Here is a 20,523-nt window from a genome sequence, read left to right on the forward strand (position 1 = left end):
CTACTCTTCCGGCTCGGTCGTGAACAGCAGCGGATAGCCCTTGGCCTTGCCGGCATCGGTCGCCCGTGTCGCCTTGGTCTCGGCGACATCCTTGGTGAAGACGGCAACGACGCACACGCCGCGCCGGTGCGCGGTGATCATGATCCTGTGCGCCTGGTCTTCGCTGAGCTTGAACTCGCCCTTCAGCACCGTCACCACGAATTCGCGCGGCGTGAAATCGTCATTGATGAGGATGACCTTGTAGAGCTTTGGCCGCTCGGTCTGCGGCTTAACCTCGGTACGCGGTTTTGTGGTGATTTCAGGCATCGGAACCGACAATTTTGCGCAAGCGACCTGGCCCGCATTCTGACACCAGCGAATTCAGCCGTCCATTTTGATTGACGCGCAAAGCCGGTCCGGAGGGCGCCGTCATTCACAACTATGTGGGAAAGTCTCGGTTGCCGTTCAACGGTCCTGGCGGCCGAAGATGCGGCGGCCGGGAATCTGCCGCGCGGCTGTGACGGACGGCAAATCGGACCGAAGGCGGTTTCCGCCCGCATCCGCCCGGCGTTCCAGCCATGCCGCGATCGGCCACGCGACGACGCAGATCAGCGTTGTGCCGGTGAGCACGATCAGCACCCAGGTCTGTGCCGGCGTGATGTAGTCCCAGTTGGTGGAAATCTCCGGCGCGAACAGCGAAGGCTCGGTGCGTCCGCTGGCCGGATCGGGCACCGGGCTGGCGGTGAGCAGGATCAGCACCCTGGCGGCGCCAGTGGCGACCAGGCCGCCAAGCACCAACGAACGCAGAGTGGACGAAAGCCGCTTCTTCATGCGGATTGTCCTACATGGCCGGCATTGCAAACGGGCTAAAGTCGGTCGGGGCGGAAGCTGCCGRCGCGGGGCTTCGGCCAAACATCGGTAGGCTAACCGTCCGCTACATCGCCGATATCAGGGCTTTCAGCGGTCGGACAGGAAAGAAGGCCGCCCCAGCCGAAAAACAACTGGAACGGCCTTGTCGCAGACGGGCAAGGTATGCCTGATCTGGATTAAGCCTTCGGGGCGTCCTTCTTGACGGCCTTCGTCGGAGCCTTCTTGTGCTTCTTGGTCTTCTTGACGACCTTCTTCGGGGCAGTCTTGGCCGGGGCGGCAGTAGCCGGAGCGGTGGTGGTCGTCGAAGCAGCCGGAGCAGCGGTCGTGGTGGCAGCGGCGTTACCGAGAGCCGGCATCGCGAAGGCGAGAGCGACGGCGAGACCGGTTGCGGAGAGGATGGACTTCTTCATGGCTTCACTTCCTTTTTAGCGGGTCGAGTTTTCGAGCGTCACTGAACCGGGTCGTTCGGCGTCACTCCAAGCAGCTTCAAAGCGTTGGCGAGCATCCGGATGCCCTGTGCCTGTTTCTTGGCGGCGCAGTACCGGTTACCCTTTCTCTGAAGTGCCTTTGCCGCGGTGACCTGCGTTGCCGCGGCATGGGTTTCGAGGGCTTCATCAAATTGGTGGCTGAGATTGGCGCACCGTTCGCTCCGGGTGGTGGGCGTCACCTTTGCGTCCGATTGTTCGACAGCGGCAGTAACCAGGCAAATGCCCAGCAACGCACCCAACAAACTGATCGACAACCTTGGCATCGGTTTATCCGTAAACCCCGAGACTAGCGTCGCAGCCGATGACCTGACCGCCACGAGACCAGTTATGCCTTTGTATTTTTTCAGGAGTTTTTCTGAACTGTAGAATTTTGTTTCTGGATTGTGTCTAAGGAAGCCGGTTGGACGCATCATCACCACTGGCCAACATATGGCCTGAATTCTATCGTGTGGGTTGCGACAGAACGGCTTGGCAATCAAACAATGACAGGGCTGCTGTGAAATCCGACGCACACATACTGATCGTCGACGACGACAAGGGCATCCGCGACCTGCTGCAGGAATTCTTCCAGAAGCGGGGCCTGCACACTTCGGTTGCCGCAGACGGCACCGAGATGGAGGCCATCCTGCGCCGCGCCCAGGTGGACCTCATCGTCCTCGACGTGATGCTGCCCGGCAAGAGCGGGCTGGAACTGTGCCGCGACCTTCGCGCCCAGTACTCGACACCGATCATCATGCTGACCGCCGTCACCGAGACCACTGACCGCGTGGTCGGCCTGGAGATGGGCGCCGACGACTATGTGCCCAAACCATTCGACCCGCGCGAGCTTCTGGCGCGCATCCGCGCCGTGCTGCGGCGCAACGGCGCCGCCGAGCCCAAGCGCGCCACCACCAAGCAGATCTACCGCTTCGCCGGCTGGACGATGGACTGTTCGCGACGCCGGCTGATCGCCCCCGACGATGTCAGGGTCGAACTGACCATGGCGGAATTCAACCTACTACAGACCTTCGTCAAGAGCGCGCAGCGCGTGCTGACGCGCGACCAGCTCATCGAACTGTCCGGCGGTGACAGCGACTATTCCTTCGACCGCAGCATCGACATCCTGGTCAGCCGGCTGCGGCGCAAGATGGAAGACGACCCGAAAACGCCCAAGCTGATCCTGACCGTGCGCAGCGGCGGCTACCAGTTCCTGCCCGAGACGACCTCCGAATGAGACGTTTCCTGCCGCAGACCCTGCCTGTCTGGGTGCTGCTGATCGTCATCGCCGGCCTGCTGATCAGCCAGGTCGCGACCCTCTACATCGTGTCGCGCGACCGCGCCGCGGCCAACGACGTTGTCGACCTCTACCGTCTCAATGACCGTGCCTTCTCGCTGGTGCAGCTCATGCATGACGCCAGTCCGGAGCAACGAAAGGCGACGGCGACCGGCCTGTTCAATTCCACCTACGCGCTTACCGTCACCGACACGCCCGCGGTCACCTCGTCGATTGCCGGCGACGACGAACTGGCGGAACTCGAAGACATCCTCGTCGGCCGGCTGTCGAAATTCGGCATCACCGATGCGCGGGTGCGGCGCGACCCGGCGACGCGCGAGGCCGACGATGCCACCGGCATGGCACCGGGACCGGATATCGGCCAGGTCGAGCGCGACCTGCTGGTTCTGGCCGCCGACTTCGCCCAGAGCGACAAGCTGACGGCGTCGCTGCGCTTCGCCGACGGCCAGTGGCTGAACTTCACCGAGCCGATCACGCCTGTCGGCCCGATCCTGAGCTTCGACAGCCTGCCACTCTATTCGCTGATCGCGGGCCTGGTGGTGATCATGTCGATCTGGTCGTTGCGCCGGCTGACGGCTCCCTACCGGATGATGGAAACCGCCGTGAACCGGATCGGCAAGGATCTGAAGAGCCCGCCGATCGCCGAAAGCGGCAGCCGCGAGGTGCGTGCCGCCGCCAAGGCGATCAATGCCATGCAGGCCCGGTTGCGCGAATATGTCGAGGACCGCGAACATCTGGCGGCGGCGCTGGCGCATGATCTGCGCACGCCGATGACAAGGATGCGTCTGCGCCTGGAGCTGTTGCGCAAATCGGCCGTTCGCGAAGCGCTGGCGCACGATCTCGCCGATGTCGAGAGCATCGCCAGCTCGGTGATAGACTTCGCCACCTTCGAGGTGACCGAGGAAAAGAGCGAACGCATCGACTTCTGGTCGCTCGTCGAGTCGATCGCCGACAGCTATGACGACATCTCGTTCGATGACGACACCCGCTCGCGTGGCCTGATCTGCATGGCACGGCCGGTCGCGCTCAGGCGTTGCGTCACCAATCTGATGCAGAATGCGATCACCTACGGCAAGAAGGCGCATATCAGCCTGCGCCGCTCGGAGAACATGATCCTGCTCACCATCCGCGACGAAGGGCCGGGCATACCGCAGGCGCAGATCGACGCCGTGTTCGGCTCGTTCGTGCGCCTCGAACAATCCCGCAACCGCCAGACCGGCGGTCTCGGTCTCGGCCTGACCATTGCCCGCAACATCGCGCGGGCCGCCGGCGGAGAGATCAGCCTGTCCAACAACCCGGGCGGTGGCCTGCTGACGCAACTGCGCCTGCCGCTGGCGGCGTAGGGCGATTTGGGACCACCAGGCAGCCTTCGCTGCAGCGAAGGCCGCAGCCGAAGCCTGGCGCTACCGCCGCAGCACCGCGCTCAGCACGTCGCGGATGCCGATGGCGCCGACAAAGCGCGACTGGTCGTCGAACAGCGCCACGGGTGCGGTCTGCGAGCGATGCATGGCCAGCATCACGGTTTTCAGCGAGGTGCCGGGGTTGGCCCAGAACACTTGCGCCGCTTCCTCGGACTGGCCCTCGACATCGGCGCATGACACCCACACCGCAGGCTTGCCGTCGCGTTCGGCCGCCGCCACCAGTCCGTGGTCGTCGATCTTGAAGCGCGTCGTCTTGCGCCGGTCGAGCCACACCCAGCCATTGTCGCCGTGCTCCAGGTCGCGACGGTCGCGCATCACATTCCAGGCGGTCAGCACCGACAGCGGGTTCACATTTGCGATGAAGTCGCGGACATAGTCGTTGGCGGGCCGCAGCACGATGTCTTCCGGCGCGCCGGTCTGCACGATGCGCCCGCCTTCCATGATGGTGATATGGCTGCCGATCTTCAGCGCCTCCTCGAGGTCGTGGCTGACGAAGATGATGGTCTTCTTCAGCTCGGCCTGCAGCTGCAGCAATTCATCCTGCAGCTTGGTGCGGATCAGCGGGTCGAGCGCCGAGAACGGTTCGTCCATCAGCAGGATCGGCGCCTCGGTAGCGAAGGCACGGGCCAGGCCGACGCGCTGCTGCATGCCGCCCGAAAGCTCATGCGCGTATTTCTTCGACCACTGGTCGAGATGAACGAGCTCCAACTGCTTTTTGACGCGCTCCTTGCGCTCGGCTTCCGGAACACCGGCGAGTTCGAGGCCGAGGCCGACATTCTCCTCGACCGTGCGCCAGGGCAGCAGGCCGAACTGCTGGAACACCATAGCTACCTGCTTCTGCCGCAGCCTTCTCAACGTCACCTCATCGCAGGTGACGACGTCGACGGTCTTGTCRCCGTCCTTGACAAGCACCTGACCGCGCGACACCACGTTCAGCCGGTTCACGGCCCTCAGCAATGTCGACTTGCCCGAACCGGACAGGCCCATCAGCACGGAAATCTCGCCCTCGTTCACGGTCAGACTGGCGCCTGCGCAACCCAGCACATTGCCGGTCTTTTCGAGGATCTCGGCGCGGGTGGCTCCAGCGTCAATCATTGCCAGAGATCCGGCCTGGTCGGCGCCGAAGACGATATCGACGTTTCTGAAATCGACGGCGACGGTCATTTCTTGCCTCCAACGGCAATGCGGGTCATCCGGTCAAGCACGATGGCGAGGACAACGATGGCCAGGCCCGCCTCAAGCCCGAGGTCGATGCGGCGCGAGCCGAGCGCTCTGTTGATTTCAGTGCCGAGGCCGCCGGCGCCGATCAGCGCCGCGAACACCACCATAGACAGCGACAGCATGATCGATTGCGTCAGACCGGCCATGATGGTTGGCAGCGCCGAGGGCAGTTCCACCTTCCACAACAGCTGGCTCTTGGTGGCGCCGAACGCTTCGCCTGCCTCGACGATCGACTTCGGTACCGAGACGACGCCGAGATGGGTGAGCCTGACCGCGGTCGGGATGACGAAGATGATGGTGACGATGAGGCCGGGCGCGTTGCCGAGACCGAACAGCGTCAGCACCGGGATCAGGTAGACGAAGGTCGGCAGCGTCTGCATCAGGTCGAGCACCGGCAGCATGATTCGGTAGACCTTCGGCTTGTGCGCGGCCCAGATGCCGAGCGGCACGCCGATGGCCATCGCCATGGCGGYGGCCGCAACCACGAGCACCAGCGTCTGCACCGTCTGCTTCCACAGGTTCTGGTTGATGATGAAGATCAGGCCGAGGAAGACGCCAATTGCGAGCGGCCTCGAGCGCTGCAGCAGCCAGGCGATGGCGGCGATGACAAGCGCCAGCAGCACCGGCGGCACCAGCAGCAGGATGTCGACCAACCCGTCGAGCAGGAAATTGAGGCCATTCGAAAAGGCCCTGAAGACAGTGTCGAAATTGTCGGTGAGGAAGCCGAAGAACGCCTTTCCCCAGGCGCCGATCGGAATCTTGTGATCGACCATGAATTTCGAGATCGGATCCATATCGCCCCTCTCATGCAGGAGACCGCCCTGCCCTCGGCCTCTGATGTCGCAACGTCATCTTGTCACAGGATATGAAAAAGGGCAGCCTTTTCCAGAATGGCTGCCCTTTATTTCGGTCACGCCGAAATCACAGTCGGCTCAGCTTCCGAGCGCGGTCTTGATCGCCGCTGCCGCGTCGCCGCCATCGAAGGTGGTGACGCCGGCGATCCAGGGCGCAACCGCGCCGGGATTCTTCTTCAGCCAGTCGCTCGCCACCGTGTTGGCATCGCCGCCCTTGAGGATCGCGTCCATCATCTGGCCTTCCATGTCCAGATTGAACTTCAGATTGGCGATGAACTTGCCTGCATTCGGGCACTCCGTGGTGTAGCCCTTGCGCACATTGGTAAACACGGTGGCAGCACCGAAGCCGCTGTCGCCCATGCCGTCGAGATAGGTGATCTTCATGGCGCCCATCACCGGATGCGGCGTCCAGCCGAGGAAGGCGATCCACTCATTGTTCTTCATCGACTGCTCGGCCTGCGTCAGCATGCCGGCTTCCGAGGATTCGACCAGCTCGAAGCCTTCGAGATTGTCCTTCGGGTTCTTGATCATGTCGAGGATGATGCGGTTGCCGTCATTGCCGGCTTCGATGCCGTAGATCTTGCCGTTGAACTTGTCCTTGAACTTGCCGATATCGGTCAGCGACTTGACGCCGGCATCCGCGACATAGGTCGGCACCACGATGCCGTAGCCGGCGCCGGTCAGGTTCGTGCTGATGGTCTCGACCGAACCGTCGGCGGTGTAGTCCTTAATGTCGTTGGTCATCGACGGCATCCAGTTGCCGAGGAAGACATCAAGATCCTTGTTCTTCAGCGACGCCATGGTCACCGGCACCGACAGCTGGATCGTCTGCGGCTCGTAGCCGAGCGCGGTCAGCAGAACGGAAGCGACACCGGTCGTCGCCTGGATATCGGTCCAGCCGACATCGGAAAGACGCACCGCCTTGCAGCTTGCCGGATCGCCGGCGAAGGCAGCGCTCGTAGACAACAGAGCCGCCAGGCCAAGGCCGGCGACGAAGGAACTCATGCGCGACATAGATATTCTCCCATTGCGATTCTTAGGCGAAGCGAAGTTACGGTTTCTCTGCCCGCCTTGTTTCGTCAGCCAAACACCATTCTGGTGTGGTTTCAAGCATTAAGGCAATCACGATCAACGGCGCAGGCTGGCCAATCAGCGACACGCTTCCTGCTTTTGCATTGCGCGGCCGTCGTTTTTTGAGAGCGGGGGTCGTTTTTTGGGGGAATGCGGCGGCGCCCCCTCCCCGCGCCGGGACAAGTCGGCTTAAAAGGGCGGCATGGCCAAGCTCTACTTCCACTATGCGACGATGAACGCCGGCAAGACGACGATGCTGTTGCAGGCGTCGTACAACTATCGCGAGCGCGGCATGCGCACTATGCTGTTCGTCGCCGGCCACTACCGAAAGGGCGACAGCGGCCTGATCTCGTCGCGCATCGGCCTGGAGACGGAAGCCGAGATGTTCCGCGACGGCGACGATCTGTTCGCCCGCGTCGCCGATCACCACGAGCATACGACCGTGCATTGCGTCTTCGTCGACGAGGCGCAGTTCCTCGAGGAGGAGCAGGTCTGGCAGCTCGCCCGCATCGCCGACCGGCTGAACATCCCGGTCATGTGCTACGGCCTGCGCACCGATTTCCAGGGTAAGCTGTTTTCCGGTTCGCGGGCGCTGCTGGCCATCGCCGACGATTTGCGCGAGGTGCGCACCATCTGCCGCTGCGGCCGCAAGGCGACGATGGTGGTGCGCCTCGGCCCCGACGGCAAGGTGGCACGACAGGGCGAGCAGGTCGCGATCGGCAAGGACGTCTATGTCTCGCTCTGCCGCCGCCACTGGGAGGAAGCGATGGGCCGCGCCGCACCCGACGATTTCATCGGCTTCACCCAGGCCTGATAGGCAACGGCCCAATGCATGTCGCCCCAAAGTGCGCAGCGGTTTTGGAACCAACGACATGCGTAACAACAAAGGCCCCGGCCCGGTGCGGCGAGATTCGGGCAGGCCTCCCAATCCCACGACGATGCAGCGTTTGTTAAGGCCTCGGTCCTATAAGACCGCCAGCCAGAGCTCTCCGGGGTCAGCCATGTTTCGAGCCGCTTCGTCTGCCAGCATTGTTCTCCTAGCCACATCGCTTGCCGCTCATGCCGGCGGCGACCCGGCACTGGGCAAGCATGTCTTCAACCGGTGCATCTCCTGCCATGAAGCGGCCACCGACCGTGACAAGGTCGGCCCGCATCTGCTGGGCGTCGTTGGACGCACCGCCGGCAGTGCCGAGAGCTTCCTTGGTCACTACTCCGAGGCGATGAAGAGCGCCGGTGCTGGCGGCCTAGTCTGGGATGAAGCCAACCTCGCCGAATATCTCAAGGCGCCTCGGCTCAAGGTGCCCGGCAACAAGATGGCATTTGCCGGCCTGACCAACGACGACGACATCGCCAATGTCATTGCCTATCTGAAGGCCGATCCCAAGCCCTGAGCAACAGCCGGCTGCGTTGCATGACGACGCAGGCTTGGCCGGATATGTTACGCCCGCAACTGGCATTCCAGAGCGTCCGCGCCAGCGGAGATTGACTGCTTTGCCGGCACAGAAGTTCAATGACAGTTGAACTACGCTTGACTGTAAGCTAATCACGCCATGACCACGCCTTCACTACCTTTCAAGACAGTGGCGAATTCTTTTGTTTTCGGGGCGGGTCTTGTCTTGCGTCTTTCAATCCCCGGATGCCCCACATATATTCGCCGCTGTTCGCGACCAGCGACGTGATGCCGAAGCGGGAGGCCCCAATGGCGACATTGCAGAATTTCGATGCCGAAATTGCCAAGACCAAGCAGGTCGTGCAGGACATGCGCACCAAGATCGAGCAGTCCGGCACCGTGCTTGATACGCTGGCCACCGCCGACAAGAAGATCGGCGACGCCAATTTCGACATCGAGAACGCCCGCATCGAGGACGTGCTGAAACAGCAGAAGGTGATGGAAGGCAACATCGCCGACCTGATCATCGGTCTGGAGGACGCCACCAACGTCTTCGGCGCCGAATTCGAAAGCATGAAGAACTACACCGGCTGGGAAAACTTCGTCGGCATGTTCTCCAGCCAGAGCAAGCAACGCATGCGCACCGATCGCGTCCGCAACATGTCGCTGGCCGGCAACCTGCAGGAACTGTTGGCCAAGTCCGACACCATTGTCGGCATCCTGAAGGCGCAGAAAGAAGTCCTCGACCAGCGCTACAAGACCTCCGAGGCCAGCCTGTCGCAGGTCATCGAGCGCCGCAAGACCACCATGTCCAACCTCGAAGCCGTGCAGAAGCGCATTGAGGAGCTCAACCCGATGCTGCTCGACATCGAAAACAAGATCGCCGCGTCCACCAGCCAGAAGGACCGCACGCAACTCGAAGGCGAACGCTCCAAGCTGGCGACGGAATACAATGAAAAGCAGGCCAAGGAGCAGGAATTGCTGGCCGAGAGCCAGACGCTGGAACGCTACACCTCGATGTTCCAGACCTTCGTCGATTCGCTCAACAACCAGATCGCCGCGCAGTCGACGCTGATCAACAAGCTGACCATCGATACCGAACAGCGCATCGTGCTCTACAAGGCGCTGGAGGATTCGCTGAAGACCGCAGCCCAGCAGGACGTCGCCCACAAGATCAACACGCTTGGCAGCCAGGTCGACAACACCGCCGAGGAAACCATGGCCGGCATTGGTGCCGCCTCGCAGAAACACATCGGCGACCTGCTTGAAATGCACGAGAAGAACATGGTCGCCAGCTCCGACATCCAGCGCCGCAAAAAGCTGGCCGACGATGCCTTTGCCCGTCGCTTCGACGAGGTGCTGAAGAAGCACAACGCGTCAAACTACGTGCAGTCTTAGGGGTGACTGGACTGCCCGCGAGCGCACAGGCATGACCCCCGAAAACGAAGCGGCCGCACGGTATTTCTCGGCCATCACGGCCGCACTGAGCGGCCTTGAAGTATTCATGCGCGACGATCGCTCGCCGCTCTACCGGCATGGCATCGTCGCCAAGATCGTCGCCGAATACATCGCCCGGCTCGACAAGTCCTTTGCCTGCTGGCGCAACCGGTTGGGCTTCATGGACACGTTCCGCATTTCGCGTGCCGAAAGTGGCTTCCCGGTCTTCCAGAACCTGCTCGAACTGGAAAACGACCGTCGCCAGGCTGACGCGCGGCTTGCCAACATTCCGCTGGCCGGCGAGTTGCGCGAGGAAATGGCCGACTTCATCCTGCGCCACAAGGAATTCCCCGAGGCGCTGCAGAAGTCGATGGCCGAACGGCTCTATCTCGAGGACGTAAAAAGCGAAAACACGTTCGGACCTTTCACGCTGGCGCAGACGGCCAAGGTCTCGGTCAATCCAAAGACGGCGCGGCCGTATTACCTCGTCCACTGGGCGACGTTCGACGGCAGCGCCAACCTGCCGCTGGTCTACATGGTGACGGTGGAAGATTCTTCCGACGCGATGGTGCGTCAGCTCGTCGACAGCAACGGCAAGCTCAATGACAAGGTCGACATTCCGCTGCCGGTCGATGGTCTGCTCAACCCCGAGCTGGCCCACCGTTTCGACGATTTCACCGAGAAGAACTCGGCCTACACGCTGTCACCGGCGACCATCGCGGTCAACCTCGACAAGGATTTCGAGCCGCTGCACCCCAAGCAGTTGCGCCGCGTCGTGCTCGGCCCGTTCTATTCGGCGGGGATCACCGACAACAATTCGACGGTCACCGAAGTGCTGGCCAAGGTGCGCAAGCCGGAAAATGCCTGGCTGCTGACCTGGACCATCCAGGAGGTCTATTCCAAGAGCGAGAAACCCGGCCGCAAGGGGCTGTTTTCGAGCGAGAAGACGACGCAGGAATTCTTCATCAACACCGATGATCTGGAAGCCGCGCGCCAGGGCGTGTCCAGCTACGAAAACCATGCGCTGATCCCGCACGAGGCCTACCAGGCACTCTACGCCGCCGGCGAGGCGCAGAAGATCTTTGCCGGCTACAAGGTCCACATCCTGTCCAACGGACAGGTCATCTCAGACGTCTGACCGTCACACCACGGAGCACTCTTCATGGATACCGGCCTGACCACCATTCCGGAAGCTTCGATCGAAAAGCACCGCGCCACCGCGCAGAGCTTCATCACCCGCATCGTCGTGCTGGAAGACCCTTCACGCGAGTCCGGCACGGCACTGGCCGGCACCAACCGGCGCTTCGTCTCCACCGTTTCGGTCGGCTCGGTGCGGCGCACGCGCGAGGTCGAGCTCACGAAGACCGTCGGCGCCGTCCACCCCGACGACCAGCTGCTGACCATCCCGCAGCACACGCTTCTGTTTCGCGCCCGGCGCGGCACGGCGATCGCACTCGCCATATCGGACGTCTTTGCCGAAGGCTCCGACCTCGAAAGCCTGCAAGCGAAAAACACCCGCGCGCCGCTCGAAGGCGACGAGGCCTCGGCTTTCAAGAAGCTTCTGTCGGCCTCGGCCTATATCTCCGCCTTCAGCCTGGCTTCCTATCTGTTCCAGCTGATCGACAGCGATGGCGAAGCGCCCAACGACATCCCGGAGCCGGACTTCCTGTTCGACACGCCGCAGGATGCGGTGAAGTCGATCCTGGCCGGCCTCGACAAGGCGATATCGGGCTCGTCCGACGATGCCGACCTGATGACCAGGGCACGCGCCTTTGCCCGCGTCGCCATCGACGGGCTGTTGGCGCGCAAGGGTCGCTTCGACGGCATTGGCCCGTTCGAGAACGCGCATATCCGCATCGATGCCGATAACTTCACCCTCGACGGTTTCGACGTCGCGCCGGGCAAGCGCTCGAAGCCGCTGGTGATGACCTTCAAGACGCCGGAAGAGGTGGTCGGCAACCACATCGCCAAATACCAGTCGGTCAAGCTCGCCAAGATGCTGATGGCCTACGACTTCGAGCGTGAGCTCAACCCCTTCGTCGAACTCGGCGGCTTCCTGTTCACCTTTATCGGCGACGGCGCCCCCGGCACCGGCAAGACGACGTTGATCCAGATGATCGCCGGCCTCGTCAACGGCTACTGCCAGGTCGCCGGCTATCCCTTCGCCTATGAGAATTTCGGCGTCGACCAAATCTCGTCCTACCAGGGCAAGTCAGGCCAGAACTGCCGCCAGTTCATCAACAATGTGCTCAATCCGCGCGTCATCGGCTTCGGCACCATCGACGACATCGACCAAGTGGCGGCGCGCCGCTCCGACGACCGCGCCTCGGCCGGCCAGCAGGAGATCACCGGCGTGCTGATGGATGCCTTCGCCGGTGCCGGCACGGTGGTGCGCGGCAACTGCTCCTTCGGCATGTTCTCCAACTATCCCGAAAATGTCGACGATGCGCTGCGCCAGCGCGCCGGCGCCCGCTGGCTGGTCGACGGTCCGCAGACGCGCGACGACTACATCGACATCTTCGTGCTGCTCGCCGGCAAGAACCACAAGATCCCGCTCGGCGACCACGATCTCTACGCCGCGCAGGAGATCCAGCGCGCTGTGACCGAGGCCTACGAGGAGCATGAGAAGCCGCAGGAAGACGGGCTGATGAAGGTCTACGAGCGCTACATGAAGGAGAACGGCGCGCCGAAATCGATGGCCGACATTGGCACCTATCTGCACCTGATCAAGGATGCCGAGCCGCGCTTCACCGGCCGCGCCATCAAGAACGTCACCGACGCCATCAAGATGCGCGCCATGGACATCGAGCTTCCCGACGACTGGTTCGAAAAGCCGGAAGCCTTCATGCACAAGGGCTACGACGAGAAGAAAGCGATGATCGAGGAACTGCGCGGGCCGTTCTCGATGGACATGGTCATGCAGGAAATCAACCGCTACGCCGACAGCGAGTTCCGCTATTCCGACAAATCAGACGACGCCGCGGTCGAAAAACTGCTGCGCGACGCACGCCTGCGCGAACGAGCCGCACGCGAGATGGAGGAAATGAAGAAAAAGGGTCTGTGGAATGCGTGAAGGTACGCAATGACCGCCAAGAAGCCCGACCTGCTGCGCGACAATGAGCTGATTTATGGCCGGCTGCTGACGGTCGACGAGCCGCATTTGATCCAGCGCTACAACAAGGCGCTGGCGGCGTTCGGCCTGAAGCCGACGAAGTTGAAGAGCTTCCAGATCGACCGCACCGGGTTCTCGCCCGAAGTGGCCGAAGAATGCGGCGACTATGATTATCTCGACCCCAACGAGGTCAATCGCCGCTTCATCATCCTGACGCCGTCGCAGATCGACCTGCCGGTGGTGCACACCGCCTTCTCCAACACCTCGCAGTTGATGTTCGAGTTCATGTCCAAGAACCAGCGCGCCATCGACGCGCTGACCATCAAGGACGTCATCTACGGTGAGATCGAGGATTCCGTTCCCAAGGTCAACGACATCGAGGACCTGCTTTCGATCAGCCAGGTCGAGTTCAAGGTGCTGTCGGCCGAGGATGTGCTGGGCAAGGCTGCCGAGCTCGGCAAGCTCGTCGACCGGCTGAAGCAGGAGCCCGACGCCTGGCGCGACAACGCCATGCTGACCCGCATGGTGGAATTGGCCAAGATCTGCGGCGACATCCGCGAGAACGCGCTGGTGCCCGACCAGGTGATCTTCCGCCACAATGCCTACTGGACCAGCCATTTCGGCGGTCTCTACGTGTTCGTCGATCCGAACATGACGACGGTGATCGGCGATCCGGCCGCACCTGGCTTCCGCCGCTCGCGGCCGTGGCAGGTCAGCTATCTCTCGATCAACGATGCCGACAAGGTGTTCAAGTTCCTCGCCACCACTGGCCGCATCGAGCTGCCGCGCGCCTCCTGGATCGAGGCCTCGAGCTATCTCGAGCACCGCGCCGAGATGGTGGTGCGCGCGCTGATCCGCGACGCCGAGCCGGACCGCAACCTGACCGACGTCGACAAGGTCTGGCTGCAGACCTGGATCCAGAGCCATGCCGATCTGATCACCAGGGACGGCAATTTTCCCTTCCTCAACGCCGCCAAGCGCGAGATCGCCCAGCTCGGCCACCTCAAGATCGAGGATGTCTTCCCGCAGCAGCGCTTCCTGGTGATCCGCGCCAAACCGGACCATCCCGACGCCTGGCTGACCAACCGGCTGATCTCGGATTTCGTGCCGTCGGATTTCGTCTCGCGCTACATCTTCAACAAGCAGGGCTTCTACAAGGACTATGACGGCTTCAGCGACGCCTGGCGATCGCATGTTGTGGACGTTCTCAAAACCACATATTTGAAGGACAAGGTGGCGTTTCGCACACGCCTCTACGGCCTGACTGACTAGAACGAAATGAACAGTCATTTCGTTCTAACTTATTGTTTTGGCGCATGATGCTATCCAAAAGTCCGCAACTTTTTGGCATCATGCTTTGAGGGGGTGACATCGCCATGCTCGATCCGATCGTGAACTTCTTCACCCGGATTTTCCAGTGGATCGGCCGTGGCATTGGCCTCCTGATCGGCGTCATCCTGTGGCCGTTCATGTGGGCTGGGCGCTGGTACACGCAGCGTGGCTGGATCCTCAAGGCGGTGGTCGGCGTCGCCTTGCTGGTGCTGATCGGCCTCTATGCCAACTTCTTCTACGCCACCCAGTGGTGGAACAATTTCAACCCGAATTACCCCGACACCTACACTTTCGAGAAGCGCAACGTGTCCGCCGGCGAACAGGTTGCCGCCGGCTCCGGCACGGATACCGCCAAGACCTGCGGCAACTCCGGTATCGCCCAGATCGCCGCCGACCTGACCGACTTCAACGTCAACCAGAATGCCTGGATCTCGTCGATGATCCTCTACAAGCTCGGCCTGTTCGGCATCGACTGGGACCACACGCCCTGGATGGACAACAAGGCCTCGTTCCAGCGCGGCATCAACCAGGCGGTGCGGCGCACGGCGACGGAACTCGCCGACAATCTCGGCCGTGTCCGCACCACATCGCAGATCGATGCCGATCTGCAGGACGCGCGCGGCAATCTGCAGTTCGACGAATACACCTGGTATTTCGGCCTGAGCCCGTTCGGCCCGAAGACGCCGACACCGAGCTACTACCGTGACGCGGTGCGCAAGCTGCGCTCCTTCAACGCCCGGCTCGCCACCTGCCAGGCGACCTTCGATGCCCGCGCCGACAATTTGAAACAATATATCGATCGCATCGCTTCGGACATCGGCTCGACCTCGGCCATTCTCAAGGAACGTGCCGAAAACCACAACAATGGCTGGTTCGATTTCCGTGCCGACGATCGCTACTGGTTCGCCTATGGCCAGCTCTACGCCTATTACGGCCTGATGAAGGGCGCCCAGGCCGACTTCGATGACGTCATCAAGGAAAAGCACCTGCAGAGCCTGTGGGACACGATGGACGCGCAGTTCGTCTCGGCGCTGCGCATCCAGCCCTTCATCATCGCCAATGGCCGCGAAGACGGCTGGCTGCTGCCGACGCATCTGACGACGATGGGCTTCTACGTGCTCAGGGTGCGCTCCAACATGGTCGAAATCAGCAACGTGCTGACGCAGTAAGGCTTGCCGGCCGCAGCCGGAGCGATGGCGAATTTGCGCCGTCGCCTCTGTCGCATTCGGTGCATTGTGCGGCTGTTTTGAGACGGCGGAACGGCGCGTCCTCTGGCTTCTATACGGCGCGGCAACGGAGCCGGGAAGAACCGATGACAGGTCGGCCGGTCCGCAGATGAATTTTCTTCATAGGAAACATAGTTGCATGCAAGTTGACGCCGCGGCAGCGACAGGGTTAAAACATGCCCGCGCCCCGGTTCCGGCCCGCATGCGAGTGAGATCAAACCCCGTCCCCTCCACCGACCAATCCAGAGGAAAGCCGTCATGGCCGAAGTGAAGTCCGACATCGAGATCGCGCGCGGCGCCAAGAAGAAGCAGATCCAGGAGATCGGCGCCAAGATCGGCATTCCGACCGAACACCTTTTGCCCTATGGCCACGACAAGGCCAAGATTTCCGCCGAGTTCATCAAGTCGGTGAAGGGCAACAAGGACGGCAGGCTGATCCTCGTCACCGCCATCAACCCGACGCCGGCCGGCGAAGGCAAGACGACGACCACCGTCGGCCTCGGCGACGGCCTCAACCGCATCGGCAAGAAGGCGATCGTCTGCATCCGCGAGGCTTCGCTCGGCCCGAACTTCGGCGTCAAGGGCGGTGCCGCCGGCGGCGGCTACGCACAGGTCGTGCCGATGGAGGACATGAACCTCCACTTCACCGGCGACTTCCACGCCATCACCACGGCGCACAACCTTCTGTCGGCGCTGATCGACAACCACATCTACTGGGGCAATGAGCTCGGCATCGACACCCGCCGAGTCGTCTGGCGCCGCGTCATGGACATGAACGACCGGGCGCTGCGCGAGATGATCTGTTCGCTCGGCGGCGTCGCCAACGGCTTTCCGCGCGAGGGCGGCTTCGACATCACCGTCGCCTCGGAGGTCATGGCCATCCTGTGCCTGTCGACCGACCTCAAGGATCTCGAGAAACGCCTCGGCGACATCATCGTCGCCTATCGCCGCGACAAGTCGCCGGTCTATGCCCGCGACCTCAAGGCCGACGGCGCCATGGCCGTGCTCTTGAAGGACGCCATGCAGCCCAACCTTGTGCAGACGCTGGAGAACAACCCGGCCTTCGTGCATGGCGGCCCGTTCGCCAACATCGCGCATGGCTGCAACTCGGTCGTCGCCACCACGACGGCGCTCAAGCTTGCCGACTATGTCGTCACCGAAGCCGGCTTCGGCGCTGACCTCGGCGCGGAAAAATTCTTCGACATCAAGTGCCGCAAGGCTGGCCTGAAGCCGGCCGCGGCCGTCATCGTCGCCACCGTGCGCGCCATGAAGATGAATGGCGGCGTCAAGAAGGAAGACCTCGGCAAAGAAAACATCGAGGCGGTGAAGAAGGGCTGCGCCAACCTTGGCCGCCACATCGAGAACATCCGCCAGTTCGGCGTGCCGGCGGTGGTCGCCATCAACCATTTCTATTCCGACACCGACGCCGAAATCCAGGCGATGAAGGACTATGTCGCCTCGATGGGTGAAGAGGCGATCCTGTGCAAGCACTGGGCCAAGGGCTCGGCCGGCATCGAGGAGCTCGCCAACAAGGTGGTGGCGCTGGCCGAATCCGGTGCCTCGCAGTTCGCGCCGCTCTACCCCGATGCGATGCCGCTGTTTGAGAAGATCAACACCATCGTCCAGCGCATCTACCGCGGCTCGGAAGCGATCGCCGACAAGTCGGTGCGCGACCAGCTGCACGCCTGGGAGCAAGCTGGCTACGGCCACCTGCCGGTGTGCATGGCCAAGACGCAGTACTCCTTCTCGACCGACCCGAACCTGCGCGGCGCGCCGACCGGCCACACCGTGCCGGTGCGCGAGGTCAGGCTGTCGGCCGGTGCCGGCTTCGTCGTCATCATCTGCGGCGAGGTCATGACCATGCCCGGCCTGCCCAAGGCGCCATCCTCGGAAAAGATCTTCCTCAACGAGGCAGGACAGATCGAAGGCCTGTTCTGAGAATTTCGAGATCGTTGCGAGATTTGAAAGGGCGGCCACTGGCCGCCCTTTCTGCTTTCCGAGGACAAACTCTGGCTACGCGGCGTTGCGCGCCAGCGCCCGTTGGTTGGAGGCATAGATCGTATCGCGCTCGGGCAGCACGCCCATCTTCAGGCATTCGATCCATTCGGCGGTCTTGAGCACCGCCGCGAAGCGCGACTGCAGGATGATCGTCACCACGCGGTGGATCTCTTCGGCCGAGGCAAAGCCGGCGCTGTTGGCGTAAGACAGCGATCCGGTCGCGTCGGACAGGAACTCTACGGCGAAGCCCATATGCACGGCGTGGATGATGGTCGACAGATCGCAATTGTGCGTCATGTAGCCGACAACAGTAATCGTATCGATGGCGTTGGCGCGCAGCCAGTCTTCGAGATCGGTGCCGGTGAAAGCGCTTGGCATGGTCTTTTCGACATAGTGGTCGCGGCTGCGCTTGGCGATCTCGGGATGCAGTTCGGCGCCATGGCTGCCCTTGGCGAAAACTGGCGACGTCTCGGGAGCCAGTTGCTTGATTACCACCACCTTGACGCCGGCCGCGGCGGCCGCGTCCATGGCGCGTGCCACATTGACGACGCTGTCGCGGAACGGAGGATGCTGGATGGCGAGATTGCCGCCATCATAATCGTTCTGGACGTCGACGACGACAAGCGCGCGACGTGGCGTGGCGTTGGCTGGGTCAGACATGGTGTTTTCCTTTCCGGCTTTGAATGCGATGGATCGAAAATAGGCGACATGCCAAGCGATCGAAAGTGTCCCGATTGACATCATTCGAAAGAATTGGGACAATCCGCATCCACTCGCGGAAGCCCCATGACCGACCCGATCATCGCCGTCCTTGCCTTCGACGGCATCAGCCCGTTCCATCTCTCCGTGCCATGCCTGGTGTTCGGCGAGGACAGGACATCTCTTGGCCTGCCGCGCTTCGAGTTCCGCATCTGCGCGGTCAAGGCCGGCCCGATCCACACCGAAGCCGGACTGACGGTTGCCGCGCCGCATGGGCTCGAAGGGCTCGACGGCGCCGACATCGTCATCATCCCAAGCTGGCATCATCTTGGCGAGGCGCCAGCGCCAGTGTTGATGGAGGCGCTGCGCAGAGCACACGAGCATGGCGCATTGATTGTCGGCCTGTGTCTGGGGACCTTCGCCATCGCTGCGGCCGGGCTGCTTTCAGGCCGCCGTGCCGCGACGCACTGGGCCTATTCCGAGCGGCTGCAAAAACTCCATCCCGACATCGCGGTCGATGCCACGGTGCTCTATGTCGACAATGGCGATGTCGTGACCTCGGCCGGCGTCGCGGCTGGCCTCGACTGCTGTCTCCACATCGTGCGCGCCCGCTATGGCGCGGAAGCCGCACTCCGGCTCGCCCGCCAGATTGTCCTTTCGCCGCATCGGCAAGGCGGGCAGGCACAATTCATCGAGCATCCAGTGGCAAAAAGCGCTGATGCCGACCGGTTCACCCAGGCGCTTGACGCGGTTCGCGCGACGCTTGGCGAGACGCACAGCCTCGACCGCGTCGCCGAGGCCGCCGGCCTGACCCGGCGCACCTTCACCCGCCGCTTTCAGAAATCGGTCGGCACCAGTTTCGGCGAATGGCTGACCAGCCAGCGGATCGAACTGGCGCAGCGGTTGCTGGAGGCAACGGAGAAATCGATGGACATGGTGGCCTTCGAGGTCGGCTTCGGCAGCGCCACGTCGCTGCGCCAGCATTTTTCGGCACGGCTCAAGACGTCACCGGCGCAATACCGTCGCGAGTTCTCGAGGCGAGCCGATCAGGACGAACCAGTGCCGCACGCCCTGCCTTCCTGAGAAAGAACGGCCAAAGGCGCCGCATCACTGCGGCGCCTTTGGTATTCCCTGATCCAGGCCGTTAGGCGACGTCTCCCGGCGATGGCCCGCGCTTGCGGCCGGTGAGCATGGCGCGAACCAGATTCTCACGATGGCGCAGGCTGGCCAGCAGCACGCCGCCGACATGAAGCCCGACGAGCACGAGAATTCCATTGCCCAGGATCTTGTGCGTGTCCTCCACCCAGGCCACGCCCCACCAAGCATCGGTGGTCTGCATCCAGCCCGTAAGCGCAATTCCCGCCACGCAGGTCAGAAGCGCCAGCACCATGGCGCCGCCGGCAGGGTTGTGGCCGAGATGACGCCTTTCGCGACCCTGCGCCACGTCGGCTATGTACAAGCCCACCGCGCGCGGCCCGCGCGCGAACTGACGGAAGCGTGTGTAACCCGATCCCGCCAGCCCGGCGATCAGCCGCGAGGCTATCAAGACCCCCGCACTGTAACCGGCCAGTTCATGCAGCTTCATGATTTCTCCCGAGGAAAGCCAGGCCACCGCAACGCACAGGACCAGCGACCAATGAAAGAGGCGGACGTAGGAACTCCAGACCCTGACCGAGCCTTCTCGTATCGACTCGACCGAGGCTTCTCGCGTCGACTCGACCGAGGTGTCTCGTGTCGAAACGGTGGCGTTCATGGCGATCAACCGTCGTCGGAATCGGCGCCGACCGACTCGAGCGTCTTGGGATTGAACACGGCCTCCAGCTTCTTGCCGTTAGCGTCGAGTGCCTTGGCTTCGTAGCAGCCGTTCTCGGTCTTGATGCTCCGAACCTTCCAGCCTTCGCTTTCAAGTTTCTTTTGCAGCGCCTCGCGTGGTTGCCACTGGTCGGTCGGCACATCGCATTTGTCGGCAGCGAAAGCCGGTCCGGCAACAGCCATCACCAGCGCGGTCAGGATCAAGGTCTTCATCTTGTTTTCTCCATCGGCCAATTCCGATGTCGCGGACCCTGAGCGCGAAACCTGACAGCAGCCTGAACGCGTATCGTATCGCTCAAAAGCCGCAGTTGGCTTTCGTTCAGGTTCCTGTCAGCCTTGT

The 20,523-nt window shown here is 62.4% G+C and carries 21 protein-coding genes; 11 read left to right on the top strand and 10 right to left on the bottom strand.

Features of this window, described 5'->3' with window-relative positions; genetic code table 11:
• The 4 genes from clpS to AC1D2G_RS31070 form a co-directional block, all read right to left on the bottom strand.
• On the bottom strand, positions 1-306 hold the full coding sequence (gene clpS, locus AC1D2G_RS31055; RefSeq protein ID WP_095090829.1) for an ATP-dependent Clp protease adapter ClpS: 306 nt from the start codon (positions 304-306) through the stop codon (positions 1-3).
• A gap of 138 nt (positions 307-444) precedes the next feature.
• Entirely contained in the window at positions 445-810 is a 366-nt protein-coding gene (locus AC1D2G_RS31060) for a hypothetical protein (RefSeq protein ID WP_477300303.1), read from the bottom strand.
• Between the two features lie 215 nt (positions 811-1,025).
• A complete protein-coding gene (locus AC1D2G_RS31065) occupies positions 1,026-1,259 on the bottom strand; it encodes a hypothetical protein (RefSeq protein ID WP_095090827.1) in 234 nt (77 codons plus the stop codon).
• Between the two features lie 38 nt (positions 1,260-1,297).
• Complete coding sequence (locus tag AC1D2G_RS31070; protein ID WP_457151218.1) at positions 1,298-1,600, bottom strand: hypothetical protein; 303 nt, start codon at positions 1,598-1,600, stop codon at positions 1,298-1,300.
• 233 nt (positions 1,601-1,833) lie between these two features.
• On the opposite strand from AC1D2G_RS31070, the gene AC1D2G_RS31075 reads away from it, so the two are divergent.
• Positions 1,834-2,550, top strand: a complete 717-nt coding sequence (locus AC1D2G_RS31075; RefSeq protein WP_095090825.1) for a response regulator — start codon at positions 1,834-1,836, stop codon at positions 2,548-2,550.
• Entirely contained in the window at positions 2,547-3,953 is a 1,407-nt protein-coding gene (locus AC1D2G_RS31080) for an ATP-binding protein (RefSeq protein ID WP_477228234.1), read from the top strand. Before AC1D2G_RS31075 ends, AC1D2G_RS31080 begins: the two co-directional genes overlap by 4 nt.
• A gap of 60 nt (positions 3,954-4,013) precedes the next feature.
• Here the strand turns inward: AC1D2G_RS31080 and choV are convergent, their stop codons facing one another.
• The 3 genes from choV to AC1D2G_RS31095 all read right to left on the bottom strand — a co-directional run bounded on the left by choV (position 4,014) and on the right by AC1D2G_RS31095 (position 7,120).
• Positions 4,014-5,195: a choline ABC transporter ATP-binding protein gene (choV, locus tag AC1D2G_RS31085; protein WP_095090823.1), complete on the bottom strand. Its 1,182-nt coding sequence runs from the start codon at positions 5,193-5,195 to the stop codon at positions 4,014-4,016.
• Positions 5,192-6,046, bottom strand: a complete 855-nt coding sequence (gene choW, locus AC1D2G_RS31090; RefSeq protein WP_477418825.1) for a choline ABC transporter permease subunit — start codon at positions 6,044-6,046, stop codon at positions 5,192-5,194. The genes choV and choW overlap by 4 nt, the downstream gene beginning before the upstream one ends.
• 138 nt (positions 6,047-6,184) lie before the next feature.
• Positions 6,185-7,120 (bottom strand): choline ABC transporter substrate-binding protein, encoded by a 936-nt coding sequence (locus AC1D2G_RS31095; RefSeq protein ID WP_477418827.1) that lies wholly within the window; start codon positions 7,118-7,120, stop codon positions 6,185-6,187.
• A gap of 259 nt (positions 7,121-7,379) precedes the next feature.
• Between AC1D2G_RS31095 and AC1D2G_RS31100 the strand changes: the two genes are divergently transcribed.
• From AC1D2G_RS31100 to AC1D2G_RS31135, 8 genes are all read left to right on the top strand, one after another.
• Positions 7,380-7,991 carry a thymidine kinase gene (locus tag AC1D2G_RS31100; RefSeq protein ID WP_477418829.1) on the top strand — a complete coding sequence of 204 codons (612 nt, stop codon included), beginning with the start codon at positions 7,380-7,382 and terminating at the stop codon, positions 7,989-7,991.
• Positions 7,992-8,178: 187 nt separating this feature from the next.
• A complete protein-coding gene (locus tag AC1D2G_RS31105) occupies positions 8,179-8,568 on the top strand; it encodes a c-type cytochrome (protein WP_457151215.1) in 390 nt (129 codons plus the stop codon).
• A gap of 308 nt (positions 8,569-8,876) precedes the next feature.
• Complete coding sequence (locus tag AC1D2G_RS31110) at positions 8,877-9,965, top strand: hypothetical protein (RefSeq protein ID WP_095091695.1); 1,089 nt, start codon at positions 8,877-8,879, stop codon at positions 9,963-9,965.
• 31 nt (positions 9,966-9,996) lie between these two features.
• Positions 9,997-11,142: a hypothetical protein gene (locus AC1D2G_RS31115; protein WP_095090818.1), complete on the top strand. Its 1,146-nt coding sequence runs from the start codon at positions 9,997-9,999 to the stop codon at positions 11,140-11,142.
• Positions 11,143-11,166: 24 nt separating this feature from the next.
• Positions 11,167-13,077 carry an AAA family ATPase gene (locus AC1D2G_RS31120; protein ID WP_477418831.1) on the top strand — a complete coding sequence of 637 codons (1,911 nt, stop codon included), beginning with the start codon at positions 11,167-11,169 and terminating at the stop codon, positions 13,075-13,077.
• A gap of 9 nt (positions 13,078-13,086) precedes the next feature.
• On the top strand, positions 13,087-14,388 hold the full coding sequence (locus AC1D2G_RS31125; RefSeq protein WP_477418833.1) for a DUF6638 family protein: 1,302 nt from the start codon (positions 13,087-13,089) through the stop codon (positions 14,386-14,388).
• A gap of 104 nt (positions 14,389-14,492) precedes the next feature.
• Positions 14,493-15,617: a DUF2333 family protein gene (locus AC1D2G_RS31130; protein ID WP_477228240.1), complete on the top strand. Its 1,125-nt coding sequence runs from the start codon at positions 14,493-14,495 to the stop codon at positions 15,615-15,617.
• 315 nt (positions 15,618-15,932) lie between these two features.
• The gene (locus AC1D2G_RS31135) at positions 15,933-17,612 is read left to right on the top strand and encodes a formate--tetrahydrofolate ligase (protein WP_095090813.1); all 1,680 of its coding nucleotides are present in this window, start codon (positions 15,933-15,935) and stop codon (positions 17,610-17,612) included.
• Between the two features lie 75 nt (positions 17,613-17,687).
• Here AC1D2G_RS31135 and AC1D2G_RS31140 read toward each other — a convergent pair whose 3' ends face one another.
• Positions 17,688-18,332 (bottom strand): cysteine hydrolase family protein, encoded by a 645-nt coding sequence (locus tag AC1D2G_RS31140; RefSeq protein WP_477418835.1) that lies wholly within the window; start codon positions 18,330-18,332, stop codon positions 17,688-17,690.
• 126 nt (positions 18,333-18,458) lie between these two features.
• On the opposite strand from AC1D2G_RS31140, the gene AC1D2G_RS31145 reads away from it, so the two are divergent.
• Complete coding sequence (locus AC1D2G_RS31145) at positions 18,459-19,454, top strand: GlxA family transcriptional regulator (RefSeq protein WP_477418837.1); 996 nt, start codon at positions 18,459-18,461, stop codon at positions 19,452-19,454.
• Positions 19,455-19,515: 61 nt separating this feature from the next.
• On the opposite strand, the gene AC1D2G_RS31150 is transcribed toward AC1D2G_RS31145, so the two are convergent.
• Positions 19,516-20,124, bottom strand: coding sequence for a cytochrome b/b6 domain-containing protein (locus AC1D2G_RS31150; protein ID WP_477418839.1), 609 nt, complete (start codon positions 20,122-20,124; stop codon positions 19,516-19,518).
• 5 nt (positions 20,125-20,129) lie between these two features.
• The gene (locus tag AC1D2G_RS31155) at positions 20,130-20,396 is read right to left on the bottom strand and encodes a PepSY domain-containing protein (protein ID WP_095091693.1); all 267 of its coding nucleotides are present in this window, start codon (positions 20,394-20,396) and stop codon (positions 20,130-20,132) included.
• Positions 20,397-20,523 lie beyond the last annotated feature (127 nt).

The organism is Mesorhizobium sp. P2_C7 (assembly GCF_056404515.1).